The organism is Bacillus sp. V5-8f (assembly GCF_002863565.1).
Taxonomy (GTDB): Bacteria; Bacillota; Bacilli; order Bacillales; family DSM-1321; genus Peribacillus.
Genome location: NZ_PGUW01000011.1, coordinates 117,254 through 140,569, shown reverse-complemented (window position 1 = coordinate 140,569; position 23,316 = coordinate 117,254). Strand labels below are relative to the sequence as shown.

23 protein-coding genes are annotated in these 23,316 nt (G+C 40.1%); 7 read left to right on the top strand and 16 right to left on the bottom strand.

Annotation, left to right across the window (positions count from 1 at the left end; all coding sequences use genetic code 11):
- Positions 1 to 22: 22 nt before the first annotated feature.
- Both CUU64_RS13920 and CUU64_RS13915 read left to right on the top strand, forming a co-directional pair.
- Positions 23 to 484 carry a hypothetical protein gene (locus CUU64_RS13920; RefSeq protein WP_101634218.1) on the top strand — a complete coding sequence of 154 codons (462 nt, stop codon included), beginning with the start codon at positions 23 to 25 and terminating at the stop codon, positions 482 to 484.
- A gap of 169 nt (positions 485 to 653) precedes the next feature.
- Complete coding sequence (locus tag CUU64_RS13915) at positions 654 to 872, top strand: hypothetical protein (protein ID WP_101634217.1); 219 nt, start codon at positions 654 to 656, stop codon at positions 870 to 872.
- A gap of 97 nt (positions 873 to 969) precedes the next feature.
- On the opposite strand, the gene CUU64_RS13910 is transcribed toward CUU64_RS13915, so the two are convergent.
- The 7 genes from CUU64_RS13910 to CUU64_RS13880 all read right to left on the bottom strand — a co-directional run bounded on the left by CUU64_RS13910 (position 970) and on the right by CUU64_RS13880 (position 7,948).
- The gene (locus tag CUU64_RS13910) at positions 970 to 1,392 is read right to left on the bottom strand and encodes a hypothetical protein (RefSeq protein WP_101634216.1); all 423 of its coding nucleotides are present in this window, start codon (positions 1,390 to 1,392) and stop codon (positions 970 to 972) included.
- Positions 1,393 to 1,520: 128 nt separating this feature from the next.
- Entirely contained in the window at positions 1,521 to 2,627 is a 1,107-nt protein-coding gene (menC, locus tag CUU64_RS13905; protein WP_101634215.1) for an o-succinylbenzoate synthase, read from the bottom strand.
- Positions 2,617 to 3,480: a GNAT family N-acetyltransferase gene (locus CUU64_RS13900; protein ID WP_101634214.1), complete on the bottom strand. Its 864-nt coding sequence runs from the start codon at positions 3,478 to 3,480 to the stop codon at positions 2,617 to 2,619. The genes menC and CUU64_RS13900 overlap by 11 nt, the downstream gene beginning before the upstream one ends.
- A gap of 330 nt (positions 3,481 to 3,810) precedes the next feature.
- Positions 3,811 to 4,941, bottom strand: coding sequence for an amidohydrolase (locus tag CUU64_RS13895; RefSeq protein ID WP_101634213.1), 1,131 nt, complete (start codon positions 4,939 to 4,941; stop codon positions 3,811 to 3,813).
- Between the two features lie 139 nt (positions 4,942 to 5,080).
- Positions 5,081 to 5,932: a MurR/RpiR family transcriptional regulator gene (locus CUU64_RS13890; RefSeq protein ID WP_101634212.1), complete on the bottom strand. Its 852-nt coding sequence runs from the start codon at positions 5,930 to 5,932 to the stop codon at positions 5,081 to 5,083.
- 187 nt (positions 5,933 to 6,119) lie between these two features.
- Positions 6,120 to 7,322, bottom strand: a complete 1,203-nt coding sequence (locus tag CUU64_RS13885) for a toxic anion resistance protein (RefSeq protein WP_374702723.1) — start codon at positions 7,320 to 7,322, stop codon at positions 6,120 to 6,122.
- Positions 7,292 to 7,948 carry a 5-bromo-4-chloroindolyl phosphate hydrolysis family protein gene (locus CUU64_RS13880; RefSeq protein ID WP_101634210.1) on the bottom strand — a complete coding sequence of 219 codons (657 nt, stop codon included), beginning with the start codon at positions 7,946 to 7,948 and terminating at the stop codon, positions 7,292 to 7,294. The genes CUU64_RS13885 and CUU64_RS13880 overlap by 31 nt, the downstream gene beginning before the upstream one ends.
- Positions 7,949 to 9,006: 1,058 nt before the next feature.
- Between CUU64_RS13880 and CUU64_RS13875 the strand changes: the two genes are divergently transcribed.
- Positions 9,007 to 9,234 (top strand): hypothetical protein, encoded by a 228-nt coding sequence (locus CUU64_RS13875; protein ID WP_101634209.1) that lies wholly within the window; start codon positions 9,007 to 9,009, stop codon positions 9,232 to 9,234.
- A 206-nt stretch (positions 9,235 to 9,440) separates the two neighbouring features.
- On the opposite strand, the gene CUU64_RS13870 is transcribed toward CUU64_RS13875, so the two are convergent.
- The 5 genes from CUU64_RS13870 to CUU64_RS13850 form a co-directional block, all read right to left on the bottom strand.
- Positions 9,441 to 10,619 carry an ABC transporter substrate-binding protein gene (locus CUU64_RS13870; RefSeq protein WP_101634208.1) on the bottom strand — a complete coding sequence of 393 codons (1,179 nt, stop codon included), beginning with the start codon at positions 10,617 to 10,619 and terminating at the stop codon, positions 9,441 to 9,443.
- 520 nt (positions 10,620 to 11,139) lie between these two features.
- Positions 11,140 to 11,535: a VOC family protein gene (locus tag CUU64_RS13865; protein WP_101634207.1), complete on the bottom strand. Its 396-nt coding sequence runs from the start codon at positions 11,533 to 11,535 to the stop codon at positions 11,140 to 11,142.
- A 147-nt stretch (positions 11,536 to 11,682) separates the two neighbouring features.
- On the bottom strand, positions 11,683 to 12,564 hold the full coding sequence (locus tag CUU64_RS13860) for a 50S ribosomal protein L11 methyltransferase (RefSeq protein WP_180954604.1): 882 nt from the start codon (positions 12,562 to 12,564) through the stop codon (positions 11,683 to 11,685).
- 158 nt (positions 12,565 to 12,722) lie between these two features.
- Positions 12,723 to 13,331 carry a methyltransferase domain-containing protein gene (locus CUU64_RS13855; protein ID WP_101634205.1) on the bottom strand — a complete coding sequence of 203 codons (609 nt, stop codon included), beginning with the start codon at positions 13,329 to 13,331 and terminating at the stop codon, positions 12,723 to 12,725.
- Positions 13,332 to 13,397: 66 nt separating this feature from the next.
- A complete protein-coding gene (locus CUU64_RS13850) occupies positions 13,398 to 14,906 on the bottom strand; it encodes a DHA2 family efflux MFS transporter permease subunit (RefSeq protein ID WP_101634204.1) in 1,509 nt (502 codons plus the stop codon).
- Positions 14,907 to 15,091: 185 nt separating this feature from the next.
- On the opposite strand from CUU64_RS13850, the gene CUU64_RS13845 reads away from it, so the two are divergent.
- Entirely contained in the window at positions 15,092 to 15,985 is an 894-nt protein-coding gene (locus CUU64_RS13845) for a TetR/AcrR family transcriptional regulator (RefSeq protein ID WP_101634290.1), read from the top strand.
- 43 nt (positions 15,986 to 16,028) lie between these two features.
- Here CUU64_RS13845 and CUU64_RS13840 read toward each other — a convergent pair whose 3' ends face one another.
- A complete protein-coding gene (locus CUU64_RS13840; protein WP_101634203.1) occupies positions 16,029 to 17,006 on the bottom strand; it encodes a ring-cleaving dioxygenase in 978 nt (325 codons plus the stop codon).
- 509 nt (positions 17,007 to 17,515) lie between these two features.
- On the opposite strand from CUU64_RS13840, the gene CUU64_RS13835 reads away from it, so the two are divergent.
- On the top strand, positions 17,516 to 18,685 hold the full coding sequence (locus CUU64_RS13835) for a pyridoxal-phosphate-dependent aminotransferase family protein (RefSeq protein WP_101634202.1): 1,170 nt from the start codon (positions 17,516 to 17,518) through the stop codon (positions 18,683 to 18,685).
- Between the two features lie 417 nt (positions 18,686 to 19,102).
- On the opposite strand, the gene CUU64_RS13830 is transcribed toward CUU64_RS13835, so the two are convergent.
- Complete coding sequence (locus tag CUU64_RS13830; RefSeq protein ID WP_101634201.1) at positions 19,103 to 19,603, bottom strand: YbaK/EbsC family protein; 501 nt, start codon at positions 19,601 to 19,603, stop codon at positions 19,103 to 19,105.
- Positions 19,604 to 19,863: 260 nt separating this feature from the next.
- Here CUU64_RS13830 and CUU64_RS23175 point away from each other — a divergent pair, with 260 nt between their 5' ends.
- Together CUU64_RS23175 and wecB are read left to right on the top strand one after the other, a co-directional pair.
- Positions 19,864 to 20,031: a GNAT family N-acetyltransferase gene (locus CUU64_RS23175; RefSeq protein WP_101634200.1), complete on the top strand. Its 168-nt coding sequence runs from the start codon at positions 19,864 to 19,866 to the stop codon at positions 20,029 to 20,031.
- A gap of 437 nt (positions 20,032 to 20,468) precedes the next feature.
- Entirely contained in the window at positions 20,469 to 21,635 is a 1,167-nt protein-coding gene (gene wecB, locus CUU64_RS13820; protein ID WP_101634199.1) for a non-hydrolyzing UDP-N-acetylglucosamine 2-epimerase, read from the top strand.
- Here wecB and tagH read toward each other — a convergent pair.
- Both tagH and CUU64_RS13810 read right to left on the bottom strand, forming a co-directional pair.
- Positions 21,627 to 22,451: a teichoic acids export ABC transporter ATP-binding subunit TagH gene (gene tagH, locus CUU64_RS13815; protein WP_101634198.1), complete on the bottom strand. Its 825-nt coding sequence runs from the start codon at positions 22,449 to 22,451 to the stop codon at positions 21,627 to 21,629. The genes wecB and tagH overlap by 9 nt on opposite strands.
- Before the next feature lie 18 nt (positions 22,452 to 22,469).
- Positions 22,470 to 23,300, bottom strand: coding sequence for an ABC transporter permease (locus tag CUU64_RS13810; protein ID WP_101634289.1), 831 nt, complete (start codon positions 23,298 to 23,300; stop codon positions 22,470 to 22,472).
- Between the last annotated feature and the right edge of the window lie 16 nt (positions 23,301 to 23,316).

Here is a 23,316-nt window from a genome sequence, read left to right as displayed (position 1 = left end):
GAGATGGGAGCTAGCCAAGGAAATGGAATTCTTCCTCATATGTGTACTCATAATCAATAGTTTGATAAGTTTCCTGAGCTACCGATATCTAAATAAATCAAAATACTTATTTAGCGATCGCTTCGCCTTCATTGTCGCGGTAACCGCCAGTACAATCGTAAGCCTTGTGACGTCCCTGAATTTGTTTTTGTTATTTCCCGACTACTTTTTCGTAATCAGCGGGGTCAATTTATTTATAGGAACTGGGGTCGGCGCTGTGTTCGGTGCCATGGTGAACGCACAGTCTTTCATTGCTGGATTGTTTAACGGGGGAGTTGGAGGAATTATGGGAACCATGATGGGGGCGGTCGCCATGGATCCTTCCATATGCAGCCTGCCTGTTGCAGCTGTCAGCGACCAAACCATGATTTTGTTTTTTGGATTTTTGAGCATTATCCTCCTGCCGCTTACATTATCAATATTATGTTTTGCATTAAGAGTTTAACGAGTAATCAAAAAAGGCGGTTTGATACTTATCCAGTCGTCTTTTTTGTTGATAGGTGAATGGCCCTTTTCCTTTTTTCAGTTATATTAGTCTATACCAAACGTTGGGTGAACCATATATTGATACTATCCCTGGAAGTAAGTCTGATTGAAAATGAGGAGGAAACATAATGTGCCATGATCACAAAAAGGATTTTTTAAAAAATCTACCAGTTAACTATCCTTTAGGTGTAGTGTACTTAAATGGGGTTCCAGTTCGTGTGAGCACTTTTTTAAACCAAAATCATGAAACGGGCCTTGCTTATTTCATGGATGAAGAAGGCCAGGCGGTGGTCATAGACATAGCGAAGATTGATGGTATCGGTTTTGGAGAAACTGAGGTAGGCTGAGCAAACGAACGTTCATTTAACCAAACCAAAAAGAGTATTAGCCTTTGTGGGTTAAGCATGCCTGCCATAAAGACTAATGCCTTTTTGGGTGAATCACTCACTTACCAGTTAGAGCCCAAATGATGCCATCAATACTTTCGATGTCGAATGCCTTCACCGATTCATCATCTTGAAACATCGCAATGTTATCCTTAAAGTTGAGGTTTAAAAATTTCTTCACTCTGTGTTGCCTTCCGTTAATAAAAATACTGCCCACAGGGTAATTTCCAGGCAACAAAGATAACAGTGAAGCAATTGGATGCTGTTTCTCGTGGTTTTTGAAAAGGTGCTCAACCAGCTTATATTGAAGGGATTCATTTCTAGCCAGTTGTCTTTTTAATCGTTGGATGGTCTTTTTTTGGGCATGGACCTCATTTCTTAACTCGATCACTTTATTTGAAAAATAAATGCTTTGATTGGATTTTTGCTTATTCGCCAATTCCGCCAAATACAATTTAGGTTTACATAATGAAGAAGACAAAACCTTTTCTCTCCTTAAAAACCGGTATATATATGGAATATTATATGAATACATTCCTAACATGACACTACGGGGTCAGTCCCCCACCGCTTTAATGCGGTAATAGAGCGGGGGACTGACCCCCTATATTAGTATGTCTTGCTGTGGGTCATGTATTTTTCTATCTTTTCTAGGTTTGGTTCATATCCGATTCCTGGTGCATCCGGAACAGTGATTGTTCCATTTTCCACTGTGACTTCCGGTTCAATGATATCTTCTGCCCAATAAAGGGATGACGCTGCAGTGTCACCAGGCAAGGTGAAGTTCGGAAGAGAGGTGATCGCAATATTATGTGCCCTTCCAATTCCAGATTCGAGCATGCCCCCGCACCATAGCGGAATTCCATGCTCCTGGCTTAAATCATGGATTTTGCTTGCTTCGGTCAAGCCACCAACCCGGCCAATCTTGATGTTAATGATTTTACAGCTTCCTAATTTTATTGCTTTCCGCGCATCCTCAAATGAATGTATGCTCTCGTCCAGACAAATCGGTGTCCTTAGCCGCGACTGCAATTCGGCGTGGTCGATGATATCATGATAGGCAAGCGGCTGCTCAATCATCATTAGGTTATAATCATCTAGTGCCTTTAACCGGTCAATGTCCCGTAACGTGTAGGCGGAATTGGCATCTGCCATTAGAGGGATGTCCGGATATGCTTTACGGACCTTGTCGATCAACTCAATATCCCAGCCCGGTTTAATTTTTAGTTTAAATCGTTTATACCCTTCTGCGAGCCGGGATGCAATCACTTCTATGGTCGAATCCATCGAATCTTTGATCCCAATGCTTACCCCCACATCAATTTTCTTTTTTGTCCCGCCAAGCAAGCTGGCGAGAGATGTATTTTGCTTTTTTGCATATAAATCCCAAATGGCACCTTCAAGCGCGGATTTAGCCATATAATTGCCACGGATATGGCTGAACAGTTTTTCAGACACTTCGTCAGGATGTTCGATTTCATTCTGCAAAATAATTGGAATTAAATGATCCTCAAGAATATGCCAGCATGTCTTAACCGTCTCTTCATTATAAAATGGGTCTACCATTGCCACGCATTCTGCCCAACCGGAAATTCCGTCATCGCTTATCGCTTCGACCAGAATAAAATCCCTGTCGTATTCGGTTCCAAAGCTGGTGACAAAGGGATAAAGCAGCTCCATTTTAAGCTGCCGCAAAACAACTTGTTTAATTTTCACCATGAACACACCTTTCTTTTAAAAGACGTTCATTCTTCTTGGAGAGTATATAGAACTGTACAGGCAGTTCAGCAATGGAATTCTTATGAAAACCGGTAACTTGCCATCCTTGCTCAAAAAGATTTACAAAAACCTCTCTGGATTTCATCCTCCAATCCATCGCAGCTTCCATATTTATCTCCCTTATATTCCGGAAATCCTTTGGTACTGCCACAAAGGCAATGTCGTGCTGCGGTAAAGGGAGTATACCGGAAGGAACCGGTAAGTCTTTTTCATTTCTTTGCCATTGGATTAAGGAGTTGTGAAGCATGGTATCCAAACTGAAATCCGCATCCTTTAGTGTAGCAGATTTTTCCTTTTCAATATGCCACTCCACGAGGAACCGGTCGGAAGGAAGCCCGCTGTTTAGCAGATCTTCCATTTCCCCGTAACAATTTGGGATATATGTGGAGCACACACTACCAAGCTTGGCAATATTCAAATAACCATTAATGCTCTCCAAAGGATCGTATGTCCAGGTAATTAGGGAATACCCAAGCTGTAGCGCTTCCGCACGCTGGGCCCACTTTAATTTCTCCCCAATTTTTTTATTTCGGAACTTGGGGGCAGTCCCCAAAATATGTGAACACAGATATGGCATTTTACCGTTAAAACCAGCAAAGCTGTATTGAAAACCTACCAACTGTCCGTCAAGATAAGCCCCTAAAACCAATCCGCCATTTTTCACTGCGGTGATGGTTTGATGGGTCGGGATGGAGTCCTCTGAACCCCAGATTTCCCCTTCAAGCTTTCTAACTTTATTAAGGTCCTCAATCCGTTGAAGGGAACGGATTTCAATCTCGTCTTTTTTCAAGATGGCCTCCCTCCTGTAGGTCTTTTTCCTGACTGAAATTAGCCTCTTTTTTTAATGATATCAATTTGGTGCCCTAATAATTATATAGCCCAAAGATCACCAGCAAAAAGAAGGAAAGCCCTACGGTGACATTATGGTTTAAATGCCAGTCGAACTCCGCCCCCATAAATGCGGAGAAATTTGTCTGAGAAATGAACAGACCACGTATTGATCGACAGATCCCTCGTTTTGCACTTGTGGTCCAGTTTACGCAATGCATGGTCATTTATATAGGATGTGATAAAAAATTTTACATATAAATACCTTGTTAAAGCTACAGTTTGGGCTGTTTTATTGTTCTGAAGCAAGCAGTATTGTCCGTGTTAAGATTTTTGCTCCATAAACTAGTGCCTCCAAATTGAACGTCATTTTAGGGTGATGCAGGCCCGGCTCCAGGCCACAGCCTAACCCTACCATAGTTGCTGTTATCCCGGGATTTTTCACTGTGTAAAAATGAAAATCCTCCCCGCCCCGCGAGACACAGTCCGGCGCAACATTATCCGCTCCAAGTTCTGCAGCTATTGCAGTCTCGGCAATCTTTATTGCCTTTTCATTCTGGATCGCTGCCGGTACAAATCCTTCAACCTTCCAGGAAATGGTTGAACCTGATTCTTCCATTGATTTTTTCATGATTCTCTTTACAACCAACTTGAGTTCAGTCATTACTTCATTTGTCTGGGCCCTGGCATCAATTGTGAACGTACAGGTTTCAGGAATCACGTTTGAAGCCTCATTATCTGTTTGCAGCTGGGTCATCTTAATTGAGTATGGAATTTCAGTTTCCAGCTTGTATTCCTTCAATTTTCGAACAATCAAAGCTGCCGCTTCGATAGCATTTATCCCGTCTTCAGGGCGAGAAGCGTGAGCCTGAAGCCCTTTAATAGTTCCTTTTATAGTGGCGGATGCACCATGGATAATAACTGGTGAAGCTTTTCCATATGGGACCTCCATACTTGGTCTCACATGTAAGCCAAACAAATGCGTTACATCCTCCAGTGCCCCTTCTTCCATCATCCGTAGCGCACCCTCCCCCTTTTCTTCTGCCGGTTGAAATATAAAACGCAAGGTATGTTTCGGCTGGATGCCGCTCTGGGCAATGGCCAAGGCTGCAAATAAAACCATTGTGCTATGGCCGTCATGCCCGCATGAATGGTTGGGCTTCACTTCTCCATCCACTTCCTGTAAAAGGGCATCCATATCAGCCCTTAGCGCGACAACTTTTTCGGACTGTCCAGGAATTTCGGCTACAATTCCGTAATGGGAGCTGAAATTTTTTACGGTTAATCCAGCCTCTGTTAGGCGTTCCCGTATATAAAGAGATGTTTTTTTCTCCTCCCAGCTTGGCTCAGCCAAGGAGTGAAGGTCATGATATGTATTTATCAGTCTATCTTTTTTCTGTTCAATAAATTCAATTGGATTCAATGATCAAAACACCTCTCAGTACTTAACCGAAGGATAAACCTTTGATTAAGCTATAATTAATTAATAAGTGCACACAGGTTATTTTCACAACCAAATGAATGATTACGTAAGAAATTACATATATAAGCAAAATCAGTTGTTATTCTTTAAAAACTTCATAGCTTGAATACAGCTTTTCTAGCCTTTGCTGGTGCCTATGTATCCGTTTATGATCTTTTTCGTGGATGCCTGCGATGACTAAGTCCAGTAAGCTAATCACGGATGCGATTGAATTGGTCCCAGTTTCCACGTTTTCCTCCGTTGTCAGAACAATATCGGAGATTCGCCCGACAGGAGAGAGCAGCCGGTCAGTCACTGCAATCAAACGAATCCCCTGCTCCTTCGCGAACTCCGCCATTTTGATTGTTTCATTTGCATATCGCGGAAAGGAGAAGACAACAATGGCGGACTTTTTCGTAAGATTACAAGCCTTTTCAAGAAAATCTCCCGAGGGGGAACATAGACTAACATGTTCCCTTATTGAGCTGAGCGTATAAGAAAACCAGTAAGCTGCCGTATAGGAGATTCGTTGCCCGGCAATCAAGATTTGGTCTGCTTCTATCAAGGCATCAACAGTTTTCCAAATGTCTTCCACGTTTGTTTGGCCTAATAAATTATTTAATATGTGAATCTGATTCTCTATCACTTTAGCAAATGGATTCTCTTTCTGATGCACTCCCACGCTGCGCTCTCTGGAATGATCCCTTTGACTCTTCTGAATGAGCTGTTTTCGGATACTTTCCTGCATTTCGCTAAAGCCCTCGAAGCCCAACGCGTAAGCAAAACGGATGACCGTAGTTTCACTTACCTCAGCTTTGCGTCCAATTTGAAACGCAGCCTTAAATGCTGCTTCATCCGGATGTTCAATCAGATAAGAAGCCACTTTCTGTTGGCCTGCTGATAATCGGGAAAACCTTTCTTTTAACAATGATTTAAAAGGAATCTGATCCATAAACCTACCCTTCCAGGGAAGAAGCCAACCCTTCACACTATGTATTTTAGCGCAGTTAATCCTTCATGGCTTTACATTAACAAACATCCACATAATTTTCAAACTTTTCTCTCATTTATCAAGCATGAAAAAAAGCCTTGGCTGATTAGCCAGAGGCTTCTAAATTCTTATAAAATTTTACAGCAATTTAGCCGCCTTTTATTTCTAAAAGCTTTTGCCTTAAACTATTTTCCATAGAAGCCAGCTCATGCTCTGCCTGGCGTCGTTTGTTTCGGCCTTCTTCCTGGATACGCATTGTTTCTTCAAGCGTGGACAGCAAGTTTTCCTGGGTTTTTTTCAACGTTTCGATATCGATCAAGCCGCGTTCATTTTCCCTTGCCGTTTCTATGGTATTGGTCTTAAGCATTTCCGCGTTCTTCAGCAAAAGCTCATTCGTTGTCTTCGAAACCTGCTTTTGTGCTTCTACGGCATGGCGCTGCCTGATCAGAGTCAGGGCAATCGCAACCTGGTTCTTCCATAGAGGGATCGCTGTCATGATCGATGATTGGATCTTTTCGACAAGCGCCTGGTTTGTATTTTGGATTAAGCGGATTTGCGGGGCACTTTGGATTGTGATCTCCCGGCTTAATTTTAAATCATGAATGCGTTTATCCAGCCTGTCCGCAAACTGGACCATATCGCTTACTTCCTGGAACTTCATTTGGTCATTTGTTGCTTCTGCTGCTTTCTTAAGCTCCGGAATCGTCTTTATATTCAATTCCTCTAGTTTTAACTCGCCCGCAGCGATATACACATTTAACGCCTGAAAGTATTCTTTATTGCTTTCATACAGTTTTTCTAGCATGGCGATATCAGAAAGCAGGACATTTTTGCTGTTATCGAGCTTTACACTGATTCTGTCAATCTGTGCGCCCGTTTTCTGGTATTTGGAGAGGGTTTCTTGGATCGAGCCTGACAGTTTACCGAACATGCGGCCAAAAAAACCTGGCTTGTCCGGCTTTAGCTCATCCGGGTTTACTTCGTTCAGCTTCCGCATCAAGTCATTGATAATTTCACCAACCTGGCCTATATCCTTCTTTTGAACATGCTCAAGCATAGTGTTGGAAAACGACAAAAGCTTTGATTGTGCAGGGGTTCCGTAAGAAATCATCGCTTGGTGGTTTTTCGGATCAATCTGCTGTGCAAGGTCATAGGCTTTTGCCCTGTTTTCCTCAGGGATCACATCAATCAGCCGTACAGGCTTCTCTTCCTGAATTTCAAGATTAGGTGCGGTATGGCTTTCCCCAAATGGATCGGAAAGCAAGTCATCCATTAAATTCGTACTGGCGGTATTATTCAACAGGGATGGATTGGTCTCATTCATCTTAGACTCCTGCTTTCTTCTTGAAATGGTGAATCTATGATAGTATTGATCGAATGCTTGGCCACATCTATTTCATAATGCAGATCATCTATGTCATCAGAAAGCACATGGTACAGGTCCTGCTCTATGGAGCGATTCATTTCCTCGATCATCCTACGGGTTTCCTTCAAGGATTGCTCAAGCTCCGGACTCTTCTTAGGCTGCGAGGAAAGGAAAACATATTTTTCCGTCAGCTCGACTACCGAATCCAAATGTGAAAAATAAAAGCGTTCCGCTTTGTAGAAACGTTTCGGTTCCTTTTTGGTCAAGCTGTGTATTTTCCTTATGACCCGCATTAATTCAATATTTTGCTTAAGAGAAGCAATTTGCCGAACAGAAAACAGCGCTTTGTTCAACCGGGAAATTTTAAGCTTTGCTTCCCGTAGATTTTGACTGATATAATGGTATTCCTTTCTCGTCAAACCATGCTTCTTCAACATACGGTACTTGAGATAGGAAGGTACCAGGAAAAACAGGAGGATCCCCCCAACCAGCGAAAAGGCTCCAGAAGACAAAAACGACTGGCCGAAAGCAAAAACACTTACCAACCAAACAATGACGGCTGCCGGGACTGCAAACAACACTCCAATAAAATACGCGATAAATGGGTTCATTTGTATATCGACTCCTGTCATGATTCTTGTTAATGAATACGTTTTAAAGGGAAAATAGGTTTCAAATTGCAAAGAAAAAATATAAAAATGTCATTTTTTATCTTCTCTTTTACAATACACTAAAATAGCGATTTTTTCTATAGAACCATAAAAGTATAGCATTCTAAGACTTGAGGCTTATATTTAAACGAAACTTAAAATATCCGAAGTCCAATACATAATTTGCCTAGGATCTATCCCCACTTAAACCATTAGAAAACAATGAAGTTAAGCTTTACGTTACATGCAAAAAAACCACTGAAGGCGAGGCGAACCAAATAGCTACATGAAGGGTGTTCACAGAAGTAAGTAAAGCCATGCTTTTCATTTATCTTGTAATCACTTCACAAAAACAGCTGGCTCTTAAGAGGATATGAACCCACTCAACCTGAGCCAGCCGAATTATATTGTATATTTTCTTTTCACTCTAAAAACGAAAGCCGTTAACCTGTGGCCTCCGTCTCACTCTTTGTCAAAATGAAAAATCGAAGATATTTTCTAATTTTTATCTTTGAGTTTTTGCCTTTTCCCGTCTGTAAAATAAAGCATCACGCAGCTCGCTGCAATCACAGCGACTCCTAGTGCCGATGACAGGTAATACATATGTATGATGTTCATTTTTACGAATACCTCCTATGAATAAGCGTTTCATGTGAAACATTTGGTATTTTTTGGTTTTTTATCCTAATACCTTAAGGCTTACCCTGATTACATTTTATCCTCTTACTAATGACAGCCTATAGTTGGGTTAAAAACTCATGGCAGCAATGAGGCGCCATATACTAAGTAAACGTAAGAATTTTAAGCTTTTCCTTGGAAATCCCGGTCTTGACCTTTTTCCCTTATCTCCTTTCTCCACAATGACTACCCCTTAGTATGAACTACTAGGGTGTATATCACTCCCAAATTTTTGTCAAAATGGAAGTAGAAAAGGAAGTTAGGTATCTCAAGCAGGAGGTTATTTTTTCTAGCGATGAGGAAAAATTAATAGGAGCATCTTATGGAAGGAAGTGAAATTGATGGCAGCCAGACGGCGGAAATATTTGAAACGCAAGAACAAAGCAGAATCCCCAGAAGATAGAGCAGTAAATGTTGAAAGTTTGTCAACCAACCGTCACCAAAACCCTGATATTGGTTCAGGAGGCCGTGGCCCGGTCATACTTGATGACCAAAATGCTACGATATTGAATGAGGGGATTTTTGACAACACGAATCGTGAATATTTCGATAGAGATTTATATCGGTAGTATTTTAATTGAAACACTTTAGAACAAAACTATTTCGGCTGATATAGGTGGCAATGGTTATATCACTTAGCGATGTTCTGATATACTCCGGGACGGTTGATATTCGCGCTTACTTCAGTTGATTTGTTCATATTTGTATAAATCCTGCCAATTCAAGAATAATAAAAAATAAACTGGGATCATGTGTCCCAGTTTATTTTAAAATATTATGGATTTACTTTCGTGTTGAAGACTTGTTTTCCATCTTTATATTCCAATACGGTTGCTGATTTAATAGGGTTATGGTTTTCGTCAATAGTAACTACCCCGGATACTAGAGATAAATCTTTCGTTTGTTCAAGAGCGTCTTTAATTTTGCTTGCATCAGTGCTGCCAGCGCGCTTGATGGCATCCGCTAAAAGATAAACAGAGTCATAGCCAAGGGCATTGAATGCGTTAGGTGAAGCTCCGTCAAATTTCTTCTTGTAACTTTCTACGAATTTCTGAATCTTTTCATCTGGATCTTCAGAAGAGTAATGGTTTGTGATATAAGTGTTATTCAATGCATCGGCACCGGCTAATTCCACTAGCTTTGGAGAATCCCAGCCGTCAGCGCCCATGAAAGGAACGGAGATATCCAATTCACGTGCCTGCTTAATGATTAATCCTACTTCTTCATAGTAACCAGGAATAAACACGAATTCCGGCTTTTCGCCTTTAATTCTAGTTAATGTAGAACGGAAGTCTGTATCCTTCGCCATATAAGCCTCTTCCGCTACTACTTTCCCGCCTGCTGCCTCGAAAGTTTCTTTAAAAGAAGCTGCCAGACCTTTCGCATAGTCACTTGATTTGTCAGCGAAAATAGCCGCAGTTTTCACTTTTAATTCTTTTGCAGCAAAATTTCCGGCTACCGTTCCTTGGAAGGGATCAATGAAGGAAGTACGGAATACAAATTCGTTCACTTTTCCATCTGTACCAACCGTAACATTTGGAGCTGTACCAGATGGAGATAATAAGATTGTGCTATTATCTTTGGCAATCTGCGCCTGTGCAAGGGTGTTTCCACTCGTCGCAGCACCGATAATGGCTGTTACTTTATCCTGGCTCGTTAGCTTAATTGCTGCATTTGTAGCCTCTGCAGCTTCTGATTTATTGTCCGCTTTAACTACTTCTATCTTTTTGCCATCTATACCGCCATCTTTATTAATTTCCTCAACAGCAATATCCAAGCCCTGAGCGATTGACTCTCCATAAGAAGCAACTTGGCCCGATAATTCCAGGTTGGCCCCGATTTTAATTGTATCGCCGCCGCTTCCCCCTGAGCTTTCTTTAGCCCCGGAACAGCCAGCTAAAATTCCGGCCATTAGTGTAGAAGCTAAAAGAACCTTAGAAAATTTCTTCTTCATAAAATGACTCTCCCTTATGTCTGATTTTTCTGATAAAGACAGGTGTAAAATCTCTGGATAATAAATAGTATTTTAGTACAGTTTTTAAATTTAGTCTAGTATAATTTTTAAATATTATAAGATTTCTGAAATATACTAATAGATGGATATAAACCATTAGACTATATCCTGATAAAAGCTTATTTATTCAATTATTTAGATGGGCTGGCCGTCATTACTGGTTTTTTATTCGCTCTCTATTAGAATATCAAATTCTTTATCTCAATAGGTGGTACATATAATATAGGCAGAGGATTTACGAAAGTGTACACCTGATGATAGCAAACGTGTGCTAATGAAAAGCTACATCAGGAGGTTTATCAAGCGGTACTATTGAATAGTAATGCTCTGCAGCTCTTTAATTAAATCCGTACCTCCCACAAGTACAGAACTCTTTACCATTACAAGAAAGACTCTCTTCATTAACAACCTTATGTACTTTCTAGCCACATTCGTTTTAAAGCGATTTTGTCTTTCTATTTCAGTTTGGCAGATTTAGCTGCCAGGAAACACCAAACTTATCGACAATCCAACCAAATTTCTTACTAAAGGGATAATGATCCATCGGCATGAGAACACTACCGCTAACAGTTAATTGATCGTAAAGCCCATCAATTTCTTGTTCGGAGTCACATGTAATAAACAGAGAAAACGAAGGTGTAAAGGAAAAATCATGCTTTATATTACTATCAATGCACATGAATTCTTGCCCCTTCAATGAGAAGGTTGCTTGCTTTACACTTCCCTCTTGACCAACTTCATTTGCTCCATAACGCGTGATACTAGTTATTTCTGAATCCTCGATCAAAGACGTATAATATTTCATCGCTTCTTCGGCATTTCCCTCGAACATTAAGAATGGCGTTACCTTCTTCACACTACTTCCTCCTTTAAACAGGTGCCTTGCCTCCTCGACATCCCCCAAAAAACCCGCCATAAACACAAGTTTTGCTTAATGGAGACTAAACTATTCCTGTTTTTAACGTAATTTGGTTTGATTTTTCATAAAGGGTTACATGTATACCTATTTCTTCCTTAATAGTGCCGTAACCCACTCATCAGAATATGAGATTTGATCAACATGATAATTTTTATATAAATCTAAAGCATCTTTGAAATTCCAATCCAACATGCCCGATAAAAGCAGATGCCCATTTGACACGAGATGGGAGTCTAAGAAAGGGTATAATTCCTTGATCTCTTTTGCAGCGATATTTACACAAATCCAGTCAAAAAGCCCGTCCACTTTAATTGTTGGATCTAGCACATCAACTTGTTGAATAGAAATACGCTTTTCGACTCCATTTAAACCGGCATTGTATAGCACTTCGGCTTCTACATCCTCCATGTCTATAGCCACTACTTTTTCCGCGCCGGCTAGCGACGCTGAAATGCTCAGCAAACCTGCCCCTGAGCCAACATCCAATACTGTCTTCCCGCGTAAATCTTCTCGTAAAATGAAACGCAGGCAGTCTTGTGTCGTTTCATGTAATCCAGAGCCGAATGCCCGTGGCGGTTCAAAATGGATAACACGCCCTCCAACTTCTTCTTCCGAATGAGTTGGCCTAATTTTCCACCCGTTTTGAAGATCGATAATCGGGAAGGGTTGCTGCCAATCTTGAATTTCTATGGGCTCGTAATGAATCGTTTCCCTATCAACATTTAAAACAGATGCAATCTGTTCTCTTGCTTGTTCAACATTCACAGGGCTTTGAGCGGTTTCTTCCAAAATAATTTTCAAATCAATATCAGCATCCAAAACTTCTTGAAAACCATATCCGTTTTCCTCTGTGAATTGCTCAATTGGCTGATCATAATATAAGTTGTAATAACCGTGAAGGTTTAACTTTTCAATCATTTCATCAACGTGCTTATGTAAAAAAGAAATTGTAAATTCATGCAACATATTGGTCATCCTAATTTATAAAGTATGTGTTCCAACAAGATTCCTGCCAAAAAATATTATCCCCATAAATTTTTTTTCGTCAACCCTTTTTATATTACCAAAAATATGCCACAATACACTGTCACACCTTTCTTTGTTGAAAAAGAAGTTACTCCTTGCTACAATACCAATCGATAAATTAAAAATCTATCATTCGCATTATGTCCGTAATTGCCCCTCAACTTCACTTCCTGTTTCAATGCAAAAGCGGTCTGATTTTCTAAAAAATAAATATATTCCTCTGAGGGATAATATAAAACCAGATCCACCTGACGTTCTGCCCTCTCCATTGAACGTAAGATATTGTTTACGATATTCATAAACACTTGAATCGAAAAAGGGTTGAAAAAATAAAACCGATTATCAAATGAATCAATCTGGTAATCCTGTGCTAAACCATAATAAAAATGAACCTTGTCTTTGCCCTTTTTGTTTTCCATTAAAAAACTGTCTCTGTTTCTTATTGCTTCTGTGTATAGTTCCTCGTTCATTTCCACTCCAGTGACATAGGCATTCCACAAATAATTGATATAAAAAAGCAACCTTCCTTTTCCGCAGCCAAAGTCAACGATACGGTCACTGCTTTTTAAATCATAATCACGAAATAAAACTTCCAATGCACTATAGGGTGTTGGTTCATAGCGATGATAATGGAACGACTTATTAAACCCTAGTTGGACTCCTTCTGTTCTTATGTTAAGTAATTTATCATAATCCTTCTCCCTCATTCATTTCTCCTCCTTACATGGAAAAAGACACTCAATAAATCGAGTGTCCATTTTCAAGTTGCTCAGTTAAGCTTTACTGCCTGCAGGTTGCTGCTCTATTGGATCTTCTGCTGGTCTAGCCCTTTTAATAAAGAATGTGAGAATAAAGGCGACTGCAGCAATAAAGGCGGCTACCAAGAACGCATCATTAATTCCTTCCAGCATCGCTTTCATGGCAATTTGCTGTTTCATTTCAGCTACAGCAGCCGGTGAAGGCTGGCCCGACACATTCTTCATAGCATCTGCAGCCATTTCTTCCGCATGTGTTTCTGTCCTATTGGACATAACCGTTACAAGCAACGCGGTACCAATGGCCCCGGATACCTGATTCAACGTGTTGTTCATTGCCGTTCCATGTGGATAGAACCTTGCCGGAAGCTGGTTTAAACCATTCGTAGAAACAGGCATCATCACCATCGATATACCTAACATCCGTATAGCGTGTAAGACCATTAAATAAGTATAGGTAGTATCGAGTGTCAGTGTGCTGAAATAATAGGTAGTTACCGTTGTAATCCCTAATCCAATGATGGCTAACACCCGTCCCCCAAATTTATCAAATAATCGCCCTGTAATAGGAGACATAAGAGACATTAAAATAGCCCCTGGTAATAGCATCAATCCCGCATCAAACGGGGAAATCCCACGGATTGTTTGAACATAGATCGGGAGCAATAACATTCCGGAAAACATCGCCATATTTAAGACCATTGTTATAGCGGACGACAAAGAAAACATAGGATATTTAAAGATCCTGAAGTTTAGCATAGGACTTTCCTGCTTTAATTGGCGCAAGATAAACCATACCAAACCAATGACACCTGCAATAATTGCCAGATATACGTGCGGGCTATCCCATCCTCTATTACCGGCAGAACTAAACCCATATAGTAAACCGCCAAAACCCACGCTGGATAACAAAAGTGAAAATTTTTCAAGATGGATATCCACTCTTCCCTTTTTATCCTTAAGCAGGAAAAAGCCACTCAAAAGAATAAGTGCTGCAATTGGCGTTACAAAATGGAAAAGCATTCTCCAGTCATAATGTTCTACAATCCAACCAGATAAGGTTGGGCCAATTGCCGGTGCAGACATTAATATCAATCCGAAGATTCCCATTGCGGTTCCGCGCTTTTCAATCGGGAAACTCACCAACATAACGTTCATTAATAGAGGCATCATGATTGCCGTACCGGATGCCTGAACCATACGGCCCGTCAATAAAATGGGAAACGTATGGGCAATTCCAGCAATGATGGTACCGACAGTAAATAATCCCATGGCTACGAGAAATAAACGTCTTACAGAGTATTTTTGAATTAAAAACGCTGTGGTTGGAATCAAGATTCCATTAACCAGCATAAATCCTGTCGTAAGCCACTGTACGGTGGATGGGCCTATATCCAATTCCTTCATTATGGAAGGCAATGCGATATTTAATAACGTATTATTTAAGAAAGCAATAAACGCACCGATCATCAGGACAGCAAGAATTCCATATGGTGGACGATTAGTTTCTTTATTTGAATGGTCCATTTGTACCCCCTGTATACTTTTAGTTCAATATATTGGACTCCAGTTTCATCCAACACATATCATATACCATCGGTTCAAATATTGTAAAGTAAAAAAGGCTTGATATTACTGGATTTGTTAAAAAGAAATAAATCATGTACTATGGGTTTTATACAGGCAGTATAACAACTAAAAAAGGTGATCAAATGAACGATAGGAAGCAGCATGTTATCAAGATGGCCCACCAATTATTTACAGACAAGGGTTTTCAACACACGTCCATTCAGGATATATTGGAATATAGCGGTATATCCAAAGGAACTTTTTACAATTATTTTTCCTCGAAAAATGAATTGTTAATCACCCTTCTTAAAACAATTTACAATAAGCTGGAACAGGATCGCAGTGAACTGCTTGTTGGACAAGATCCTTCCAACATAGAAATATTTATTAAACAAATTGAATTACACTTAAATACTAATAGAGCGAATAAATTAATTACCCTTTTTGAAGAGCTCCTTATTTTAAATGATCCAGACCTTAAACAATTTATCAAACAAGGCCAGGTACGAGTATTACGCTGGTTATTCCAGCGGTTTATAGAAATCTTTGGCGAAGAGAAAAAACCTTATTTGTTGGATTGTGCCATTATGTTTATTGGAATATTACACCACAGCCTTAAATACCAGGCCATATTGCAACCCCCAAATAACAGCCTCCATCAGGTGGTCCGTTATAGTGTGGAACGGCTTGTGAAGATAGTTAAGGACGTTTCGGAAGCGGGCCAGCAATTAATTCAGCCCGAACTGTTAAATCATTGGCTTTCCGACAGCGAAAATTCTGACCCGACTTTTCAAAAGAAGCTCTATCAAAGTGTATTAACATTAAAACAAGAAGCAAAACATCATAATGAACAGTCGAAATATTTAGATTTGTTGGACTTTATTCAAGATGAACTTTTGACTTCAAAAGAACCAAGGAGATTTCTTGTGGAAAGCGCCCTTTTATCTTTGAAGGAGAACAAAGCCTGGCATGACGACATTCAAAACCTGGAAAAGTTAATTGAATCTTTCTTTACCCAAAAAAAGACAGCTTCCTAAAATAAAAAAGCTCATCTTAATGTGAGATGAGCTTTCCCTTACATTATTCTTTAACAAATTCTTTCGTGCTTCTTACAGTATCAATAGGCCGAACCATTTTTTCGATTTGTTCCCGCTTCGGTTCCAAAAATGGAGGCAAAGATAGTTTTTCCCCAAGTGTTTCATACGGTTCATCCCCCATAAATCCCGGACCGTCCGTCGCGAATTCGAATAAAATTTGCGGTGCCACTCTAGCATACAATGACCCGAAAAAGTAGCGATCAACGAAACCGGACGTTTGGAATCCGAAGCTTCCCATCCGATTGGTCCACTCGTCCAATACATCACGGTTCTCAACACGGAATGCCGCATGGTGAACAGTGCCAAAGCCTTGCCTCGCCTCTGGGAGAATTGTGTTGTATTCAACAATTACCTGTGCGCCATTTCCTCCTTCTCCAACTTCAAATAAGTGGAAGGAACCTTCTTGGGCGATTTCCTTAAAGAGTAGAACCTTTTCCATCATTTCTTTAAAATAATCAAAATTAGCGACACGTACAAAGATCGGCCCTAAACCAGTTATGGCATATTCAAGAGGGATCGGCCCCTTTTGCCATGGTGTCCCTGGAACAACACCCTTATTATTTTCGTCCGAAATCAATTGGTATTGCTGGTCATCAAAATCTACAAAGGAAAGTGTCTTTACGCCAAATTGTTCTTTAATGCCTGTATGCTTTACTTCCAAACGATCAAAACGCTTTACCCAATATTTTAATGCTGCGTCGCTTGGTACACGGAATGATGTTTTTGAAATCTCGTTAGTGCCATGAACACCTTTCGGGATACCTGGGAAGTCGAAAAACGTCATATCTGTACCCGGGCTGCCCGTATCATCTGCAAAAAACAAGTGGTAGGTCTGGATATCATCCTGGTTAACGGTTTTCTTCACTAAACGCATCCCCAAAACATATGTGAAAAATTCATAGTTCTTTTCTGCACTGCTTGTAATGGCTGTTACGTGATGGATCCCTTTTAATCCGTTCATTTATTATTACCTCCAAGAGAGATTCTGTGTAGTTTGGTGTATGTTATATCAGCTCTTATATCTCATTTTAAAACATCTTTAATTCGAAATAAATATATCAGTTCAAATAACATCTGTCAAACAGTTAAGTACCATAACCATTCGCTGATAGGTGGGGCTATTTTGGATGGCTTCTTCTTATTATAGAGAATCTTCACGAAATTAACCTTGAAATTTTCTCATCTCTATAGCATCCGAACAAACTTTTGTGTTAATGATTCCTCGTTGACAGCCTTGCTGCAGCTAAAAGGCAACTATGAGTTAAAGAATGAACGCCCCTCTTTAAATAGAAAAATTAAAAGGTGAATCAGCCGGCACCATTGGCTTCCTATATGATATTCCGGTAGGAAAAATGCTATATTTTCATATTAATAGAGAAAAAAAGGATTTTTAATGATTCATCCAGAAATAGTTAGGTTAAGAAATGGATTTTTCCATTTATTTTAGTAAGTCACTTGGGAGGATGGAAAATGAGAAACGAAGAGATGCTGCTCATCCCTGGTCCGACACCAGTCGTCGATTCCATTTATGATGCGCTAGCAGGGGAAACCCGTAGTCATACAGACTCAAGGTTTGCCGCTATTTATCGAAGTGCAATCGAGAAATTAAAGATGATGCTGAAAACAGACGGTGAAGTGTTTGTTATAGCTGGTTCTGGAACTGTGGCGATGGAAATGGCACTTGTGAATACCGTAGCAGCGGGGGAAAAGCTTTTAGTAATCAGCCACGGCTATTTCGGCGATCGTTTCATTAAATTGGGGGAAGCTTTTGGCATTGAGGTGGATGTACTCCAATCCGAATGGGGTAAGCAGGTTAATCCGGTTGATGTAGAAAAGAAACTTGCAAATGGAAACTTTAAAGCAGTTACTATTACACATGCAGATACTTCAACGGGCGTAGCAGCCAATTTGGATGTACTTGTCCCACTCATTAAAAAGCACGGGGCACTCGCTATTGTCGATGGCGTCTGTGCAACCGCCGCTATGGAAGAAGATATGAGCAAAACGTATGGTGATCCTACCCATAAAATCGATATCATTCTAACCGGTTCCCAAAAAGCGATTGGCGTGCCGCCAGGTCTGGCTATTGTGGCTTTTAACAAAACTGCCTTGGCTGCGCGGGAACAAATGGAACGTGTACCGGCATACTATTGTGATATTCATAATTGGATTCCAATCATGAATGATCCTCAAAAATATTTTGCGACTCCTCCAGTAAACCTCATTTATGCATTGGATGAAGGAATGAGATTGGTATTGGAGGAAGGGATGGAAAAAAGATATAAACGCCATTCAGCATTCGGCAAAGCCGTAAGAGCCTCACTCGCGGAATATGGGATGAAAGCTTTAGCTGATGAGGATGCCGCGGCTGCGACACTCAGCTGTATCCTCTATCCGGAAGGAATGGACGATCCTGCTTTCCGTTCCGCTCTTGCAGAAAAAGGCCTCATTGTCGCGGGAGCACTAGCGCATTTAGCAGGAAAAGCATTCCGGATCGGCCATATGGGAAATACAACGGAACAAATGCTTGAAAGAGCGATTCTATTGATTGGGGAAACAATGAACGAGTTGGGCTATACGGTGGATCCTGCGAAGGCAGTAGAGTGCTTTAAAGAGTTTTCGTATGTTCGTACAACATAGAAGACAAGTTTAAGAGAAATATATGTAATGTGAAAACTACTGATTAGCCGAAAAGTTTACTGATTTAGTAGGAAGAAAAATTATTAAGCGAAAGCAGCATAGATTTAAGCGAAAATTAGCCAGATTTCAGCGATCACCATTTACTAGGTGAAAATTTAAAAGGATTACCAGGAAAAGTGACAGGGATTATCCAAATGAGGTGCCTGTCACTCCCATACCTGTTATTTCTTTCGAAATACTAGATTTCCACATTTTTATTTTTCTGAATCTTGATTGTCCTATGATTTAACAAGATAAATAACCCCTTTAATTAATATGGGGGATATCCCTCTGATTCCCGTGCTTTATACCTCAAATGGTTTTAGTCCAGGACCCGACATTGTCATGCTATTTCAAATTCTCTGCTCTTAACAATGTTTAAGATACCGACTTCTTTTCCTGTTCGTCTTCCCATCCTTTACAAACTTCCACCCATTGTTTCGCATATGAATATTGGTATAGTTCTTCGCATGTTAACTTGATTGCAGAGTTAATACTTCCGCAGGCGGGATAAACTGTGGTGAATCTTTTCAATGAAATGTCGAGAAAGACATCCAAATCATTTGCCAATCCGAATGGACAAACTCCTCCAATTACATGACCTGTTTGCTCCAGAACTTCGTCTGGCGATAGCATACGAGCCTTTAAATGGAATGTATCCCGGAATTTCCGGTTGTCGATTTTGGCATCGCCTGCAGCGACAATTAAGATTGCTTTGTCCCCTTCTCCCCTGAAGGATAGCGTCTTTGCAATTTGAGCAGGGATGACCCCAATTGTATTAGCAGCCTGCTCAACCGTTGCACTGGAAGTTTCAAACTCCATCACATCTGTTTCGCGATTCCACTGTTTAAAATGGGCTATTACAGTTTCCAAAGACATTCCTTTTCATCCTTTCTCTTCCATTAGTAAATAAAATGATATCATCCTTTAATCCGGTAAAGCAAATGAAGGTATTTTTTCTGTTTTTTATTTCGAAAAAAGACTCCCACCTTAAAGATAGCAACTCTTGCCTTTAAAGATCCATGACTTGCCTTTTTGAATCGATTCTTTCTTCTAAGAGATTACCAGGCCCCGGTCGCGGGTAATAGATAATCGAAATTGTGATCTAAATAAAAAAGTTGGATTTTTAGTATCAAAATATGGAGTTGGGAAGAAAAGTAGTAGAACGGTTGATAGAAAAGTGCAGGAAAGAAGGAATTAAAAAAATCCAAGTATTTGCGGCAGAGGGGAAACAGAACTTTTATAAAAAAGTAGGTTTCGTGGAGAGAGGACGAGAAGCTACCGGAACGACCATACTATTATCGTAAGTGGCAACCCTTCTCACCATAAATGAAGCCTCATGAGTCACCTTTTAACATGACCATGAGGCTTTTTTGTTTTAAATTTCCCTTTGTTTGAATCCATTAAAGATTACATCATTAATCTGCAGCATTTTAACACCTAAAAAAGACTGCATGTGACTCCCCGATTTCTCGCAGCTGCATTGAGATAATAAAGTAATCGGAACATACCAAGTTTTAAATCAGCAAGGCGCCCAACCTTGCACATTGTGAGAATATATACCATTTGAAGGAAGGCCCAGTTTTCCCCGGTATCAGGGCTTTAACAAACCGGCAGATTTATAAATTTAGAGGAATAAGCGGCTTGTTCAAAGACTATCTATGTAATATAACCATTCCCCCGTTCAATTTATCAGTTTTAACCTATGTAAACAATTCCGTTAATTGCAGATAAGGTGAGAGAAATGTGTCCTTCATATGAAAAGAAAAGAATCATGATCATTTTTGGGACAAGGCCGGAAGCTATTAAGATGGCTCCTATTATCAATGAACTAAAAAAACATAAGGAATTTGATACGTATGTGTGTGTAACTGGCCAACATCGCCAAATGCTTGATCAAGTGCTGGATGTGTTCAAAATCTATCCAGATTTTGACCTTAATATAATGAAAGACCAGCAAAGCCTAATGGATGTTACGACGCGTGCACTAGAGGATTTAGATCATGTGATAAAAAAGGCCAAACCGGACATGATTCTGGTTCACGGTGATACAACTACAACTTTTACAGCGAGTTTAGCAGCTTTCTATAATCAAGTCGCAGTTGGCCACGTCGAAGCCGGTCTTAGAACAAATCATAAGTACTCACCATTCCCTGAAGAAATAAACCGGAAACTTACCAGTATTATCGCTGATCTTCACTTCACCCCAACCGAGATCTCAGCGAACAATCTGCGAAAAGAAAATATATTGGAAGAAACGATTTTCGTAACTGGCAATACGGTTATTGATGCACAAAAAATAACCATTTATAAGGATTATCATCATTCAATGTTCGAGGAAATAGCTGGTTCACGTCTTATTCTAGTGACTGCCCATCGACGTGAAATTTTTGGAGAGACTATGCGTGGTATATTTAGAGCTATCTACAGGTTGGCTGAAAGGCATAATGATATTGCTGTTGTGTACCCGGTTCACTTTAACCCGGCAGTAAGGCAGGCAGCCCGGGACATATTGGGAAACCATCCCCGGATACATCTGATTGATCCCTTGGATGCTATTGACTTTCATAATTTTATGGCGCGTTCTTATTTAATACTCACAGATTCAGGAGGTATCCAGGAAGAAGCACCTTCTCTTGGCATCCCTGTTCTTGTTTTGCGGAATACAACAGAACGCCCGGAAGGCATTGCCGCGGGCACTGTAAAATTGGCGGGAACCAACGCAGAAACCATTTATAAAATGGTTGATCATCTGTTAACAGACCCCATCGCATATTCTAAAATGCGTAAAGCAAAAAATCCGTATGGAGACGGTGAAGCCTCCCGCCGCATTGCAGAAGCCATTCTTTGCTATTTTAAACTTCGAAAAGAAAGGCCCGACCCATTTCAATCGTGCGTGAGTTTATTGTGAGATTTCCTTCCTATTCTTTAAAGGAGTTAATCCGCTTTGCTTCAGTATGGCTTCGTCGCGGAATATTTTCTGCTCTTCATTTGTCATTGCCTTATATTTCTTTAAGAACTTTTCGTATTCTGGAATCACTTCATTTACAGGGCCGAAGTCTTTTATCTCACCATATTCAAGCCATATCGCTTTTTCACAAAACTCTTTAATCTGGCCCATTGAATGGCTTACAAAGAAAATCGTTTTCCCTTTTTTCCGGAACTCAAGCATTTTGTTTTTTGATTTTTGTGCAAATACCTGGTCACCTACTGAAAGGGCTTCGTCGATGATTAGTATATCGGGGTTTACGGTAACTGAGATTGCATAGCCGAGGCGGGACCTCATCCCGCTTGAATACTTTTTAACTGGCTGGTTGATAAACTTCCCAATATCAGCAAATTCAATGATTTCCGCTTCCATCTCCTGGATTTCCTTTTTCCTAAAGCCGAGCATTAAACACTTTAATTCAATATTTTCCCTTCCGGTCAACTGGTTATTAAGTCCTGATGAGATGGCAATAATTGAAGTCTGCCCAACTGTCTTTACGGTACCAAATGTTGGTGGGATAACACCACCTATGATGTTGGAAAGGGTTGATTTTCCTGAACCGTTTACTCCAACAAGCCCAATTACATCCCCTTGATTCGCGGTAAATGAAATATCTTGAAGGGCATAGAAATCTTCCCCATAGCCTCCAGGCAAAATAACATCCAAAAGTTTTTCTTTCGGTGATTTGTGCATCTTATATTTTTTATAAACGTTTTCCACCACAACAGTTGTACTCAATTTATGTCCCTCATCTATCTATAAGAAATCTACAAAACGATTTCTAAATTTCAAATGTAAAGCAGAACCCACAATGAGCATAACAAGAATCAATACCCAAAAATAAAGCGTGTATCCGGTGTATTCAACAGCATACCATGTTGTCCCCAGCAACGACGCCCTGTATCCTTCGACAAGGTAATATAGAGGATTCAGCTTAAACAAAAAGGTTAAATCAATCCCCTTAAGCACAAAATCATGTGTATGCCAAAGAAGTGGAGTTAAATATAGCATCATTCTTAAAACAGCCTGAACAATTTGTTGTATATCACGAATGATTGTAGAAAGAGTTGATGTTATAAGAGCAAGAGCAATCAAGAACACTAGCGTTGCCAACATGAAATAAGGAAGCTGAAAATAATAGACGGATAGTTTAAAATCGGTAAATTGTAAGAAAATCAATACAACCGCAACCAGCATAAGATGCGTATAGAAATTAGCCATGATAACAAAGGACGGAATCGCACTCATTGGAAAGCTCATTTTAGAAATCAATTGAAGCCTTGAATAGATGGATTTGGAGGATTTCGAAATGGCCGGATTCACAAAAAACCAAACAATCATCCCCGTTACCATCCAAATGAAAAAAGGAATTTGCACACCATTTTCCATTGTAATATCTTGGCCGCCGCGTACTCCAATCCCGAACACTAACCAGTAAATTGAAAGCTGGATGACCGGATTCAATATTTCCCAAACCCTGCCCAAATAATTATTGTTATTGGCACTTTTTATTTCAAAGGCAGAGAGTCTTAGAATTAGATAAAAGGAACTAATTTGCTCCCTTACAATTGTAATTAGTGACTTCATAATAAAAGCCTGTCCT

Coding starts and splice junctions, on each gene's coding strand:
- CUU64_RS13835 (WP_101634202.1), top strand. CDS start 17,516: ATGAGAAACGAAGAGATGCTGCTCATCCCTGGTCCGACACCAGTCGTC.
- CUU64_RS13890 (WP_101634212.1), bottom strand. CDS start 5,932: ATGGATCAGATTCCTTTTAAATCATTGTTAAAAGAAAGGTTTTCCCGA.
- CUU64_RS13875 (WP_101634209.1), top strand. CDS start 9,007: ATGGCAGCCAGACGGCGGAAATATTTGAAACGCAAGAACAAAGCAGAA.
- CUU64_RS13915 (WP_101634217.1), top strand. CDS start 654: ATGTGCCATGATCACAAAAAGGATTTTTTAAAAAATCTACCAGTTAAC.
- CUU64_RS13850 (WP_101634204.1), bottom strand. CDS start 14,906: ATGGACCATTCAAATAAAGAAACTAATCGTCCACCATATGGAATTCTT.
- CUU64_RS23175 (WP_101634200.1), top strand. CDS start 19,864: ATGGAGTTGGGAAGAAAAGTAGTAGAACGGTTGATAGAAAAGTGCAGG.
- CUU64_RS13810 (WP_101634289.1), bottom strand. CDS start 23,300: ATGAAGTCACTAATTACAATTGTAAGGGAGCAAATTAGTTCCTTTTAT.
- wecB (WP_101634199.1), top strand. CDS start 20,469: ATGTGTCCTTCATATGAAAAGAAAAGAATCATGATCATTTTTGGGACA.
- CUU64_RS13840 (WP_101634203.1), bottom strand. CDS start 17,006: ATGAACGGATTAAAAGGGATCCATCACGTAACAGCCATTACAAGCAGT.
- CUU64_RS13845 (WP_101634290.1), top strand. CDS start 15,092: ATGAACGATAGGAAGCAGCATGTTATCAAGATGGCCCACCAATTATTT.
- CUU64_RS13830 (WP_101634201.1), bottom strand. CDS start 19,603: ATGTCTTTGGAAACTGTAATAGCCCATTTTAAACAGTGGAATCGCGAA.
- CUU64_RS13855 (WP_101634205.1), bottom strand. CDS start 13,331: ATGAGGGAGAAGGATTATGATAAATTACTTAACATAAGAACAGAAGGA.
- CUU64_RS13860 (WP_180954604.1), bottom strand. CDS start 12,564: ATGTTGCATGAATTTACAATTTCTTTTTTACATAAGCACGTTGATGAA.
- CUU64_RS13880 (WP_101634210.1), bottom strand. CDS start 7,948: ATGAACCCATTTATCGCGTATTTTATTGGAGTGTTGTTTGCAGTCCCG.
- CUU64_RS13920 (WP_101634218.1), top strand. CDS start 23: ATGGAATTCTTCCTCATATGTGTACTCATAATCAATAGTTTGATAAGT.
- CUU64_RS13870 (WP_101634208.1), bottom strand. CDS start 10,619: ATGAAGAAGAAATTTTCTAAGGTTCTTTTAGCTTCTACACTAATGGCC.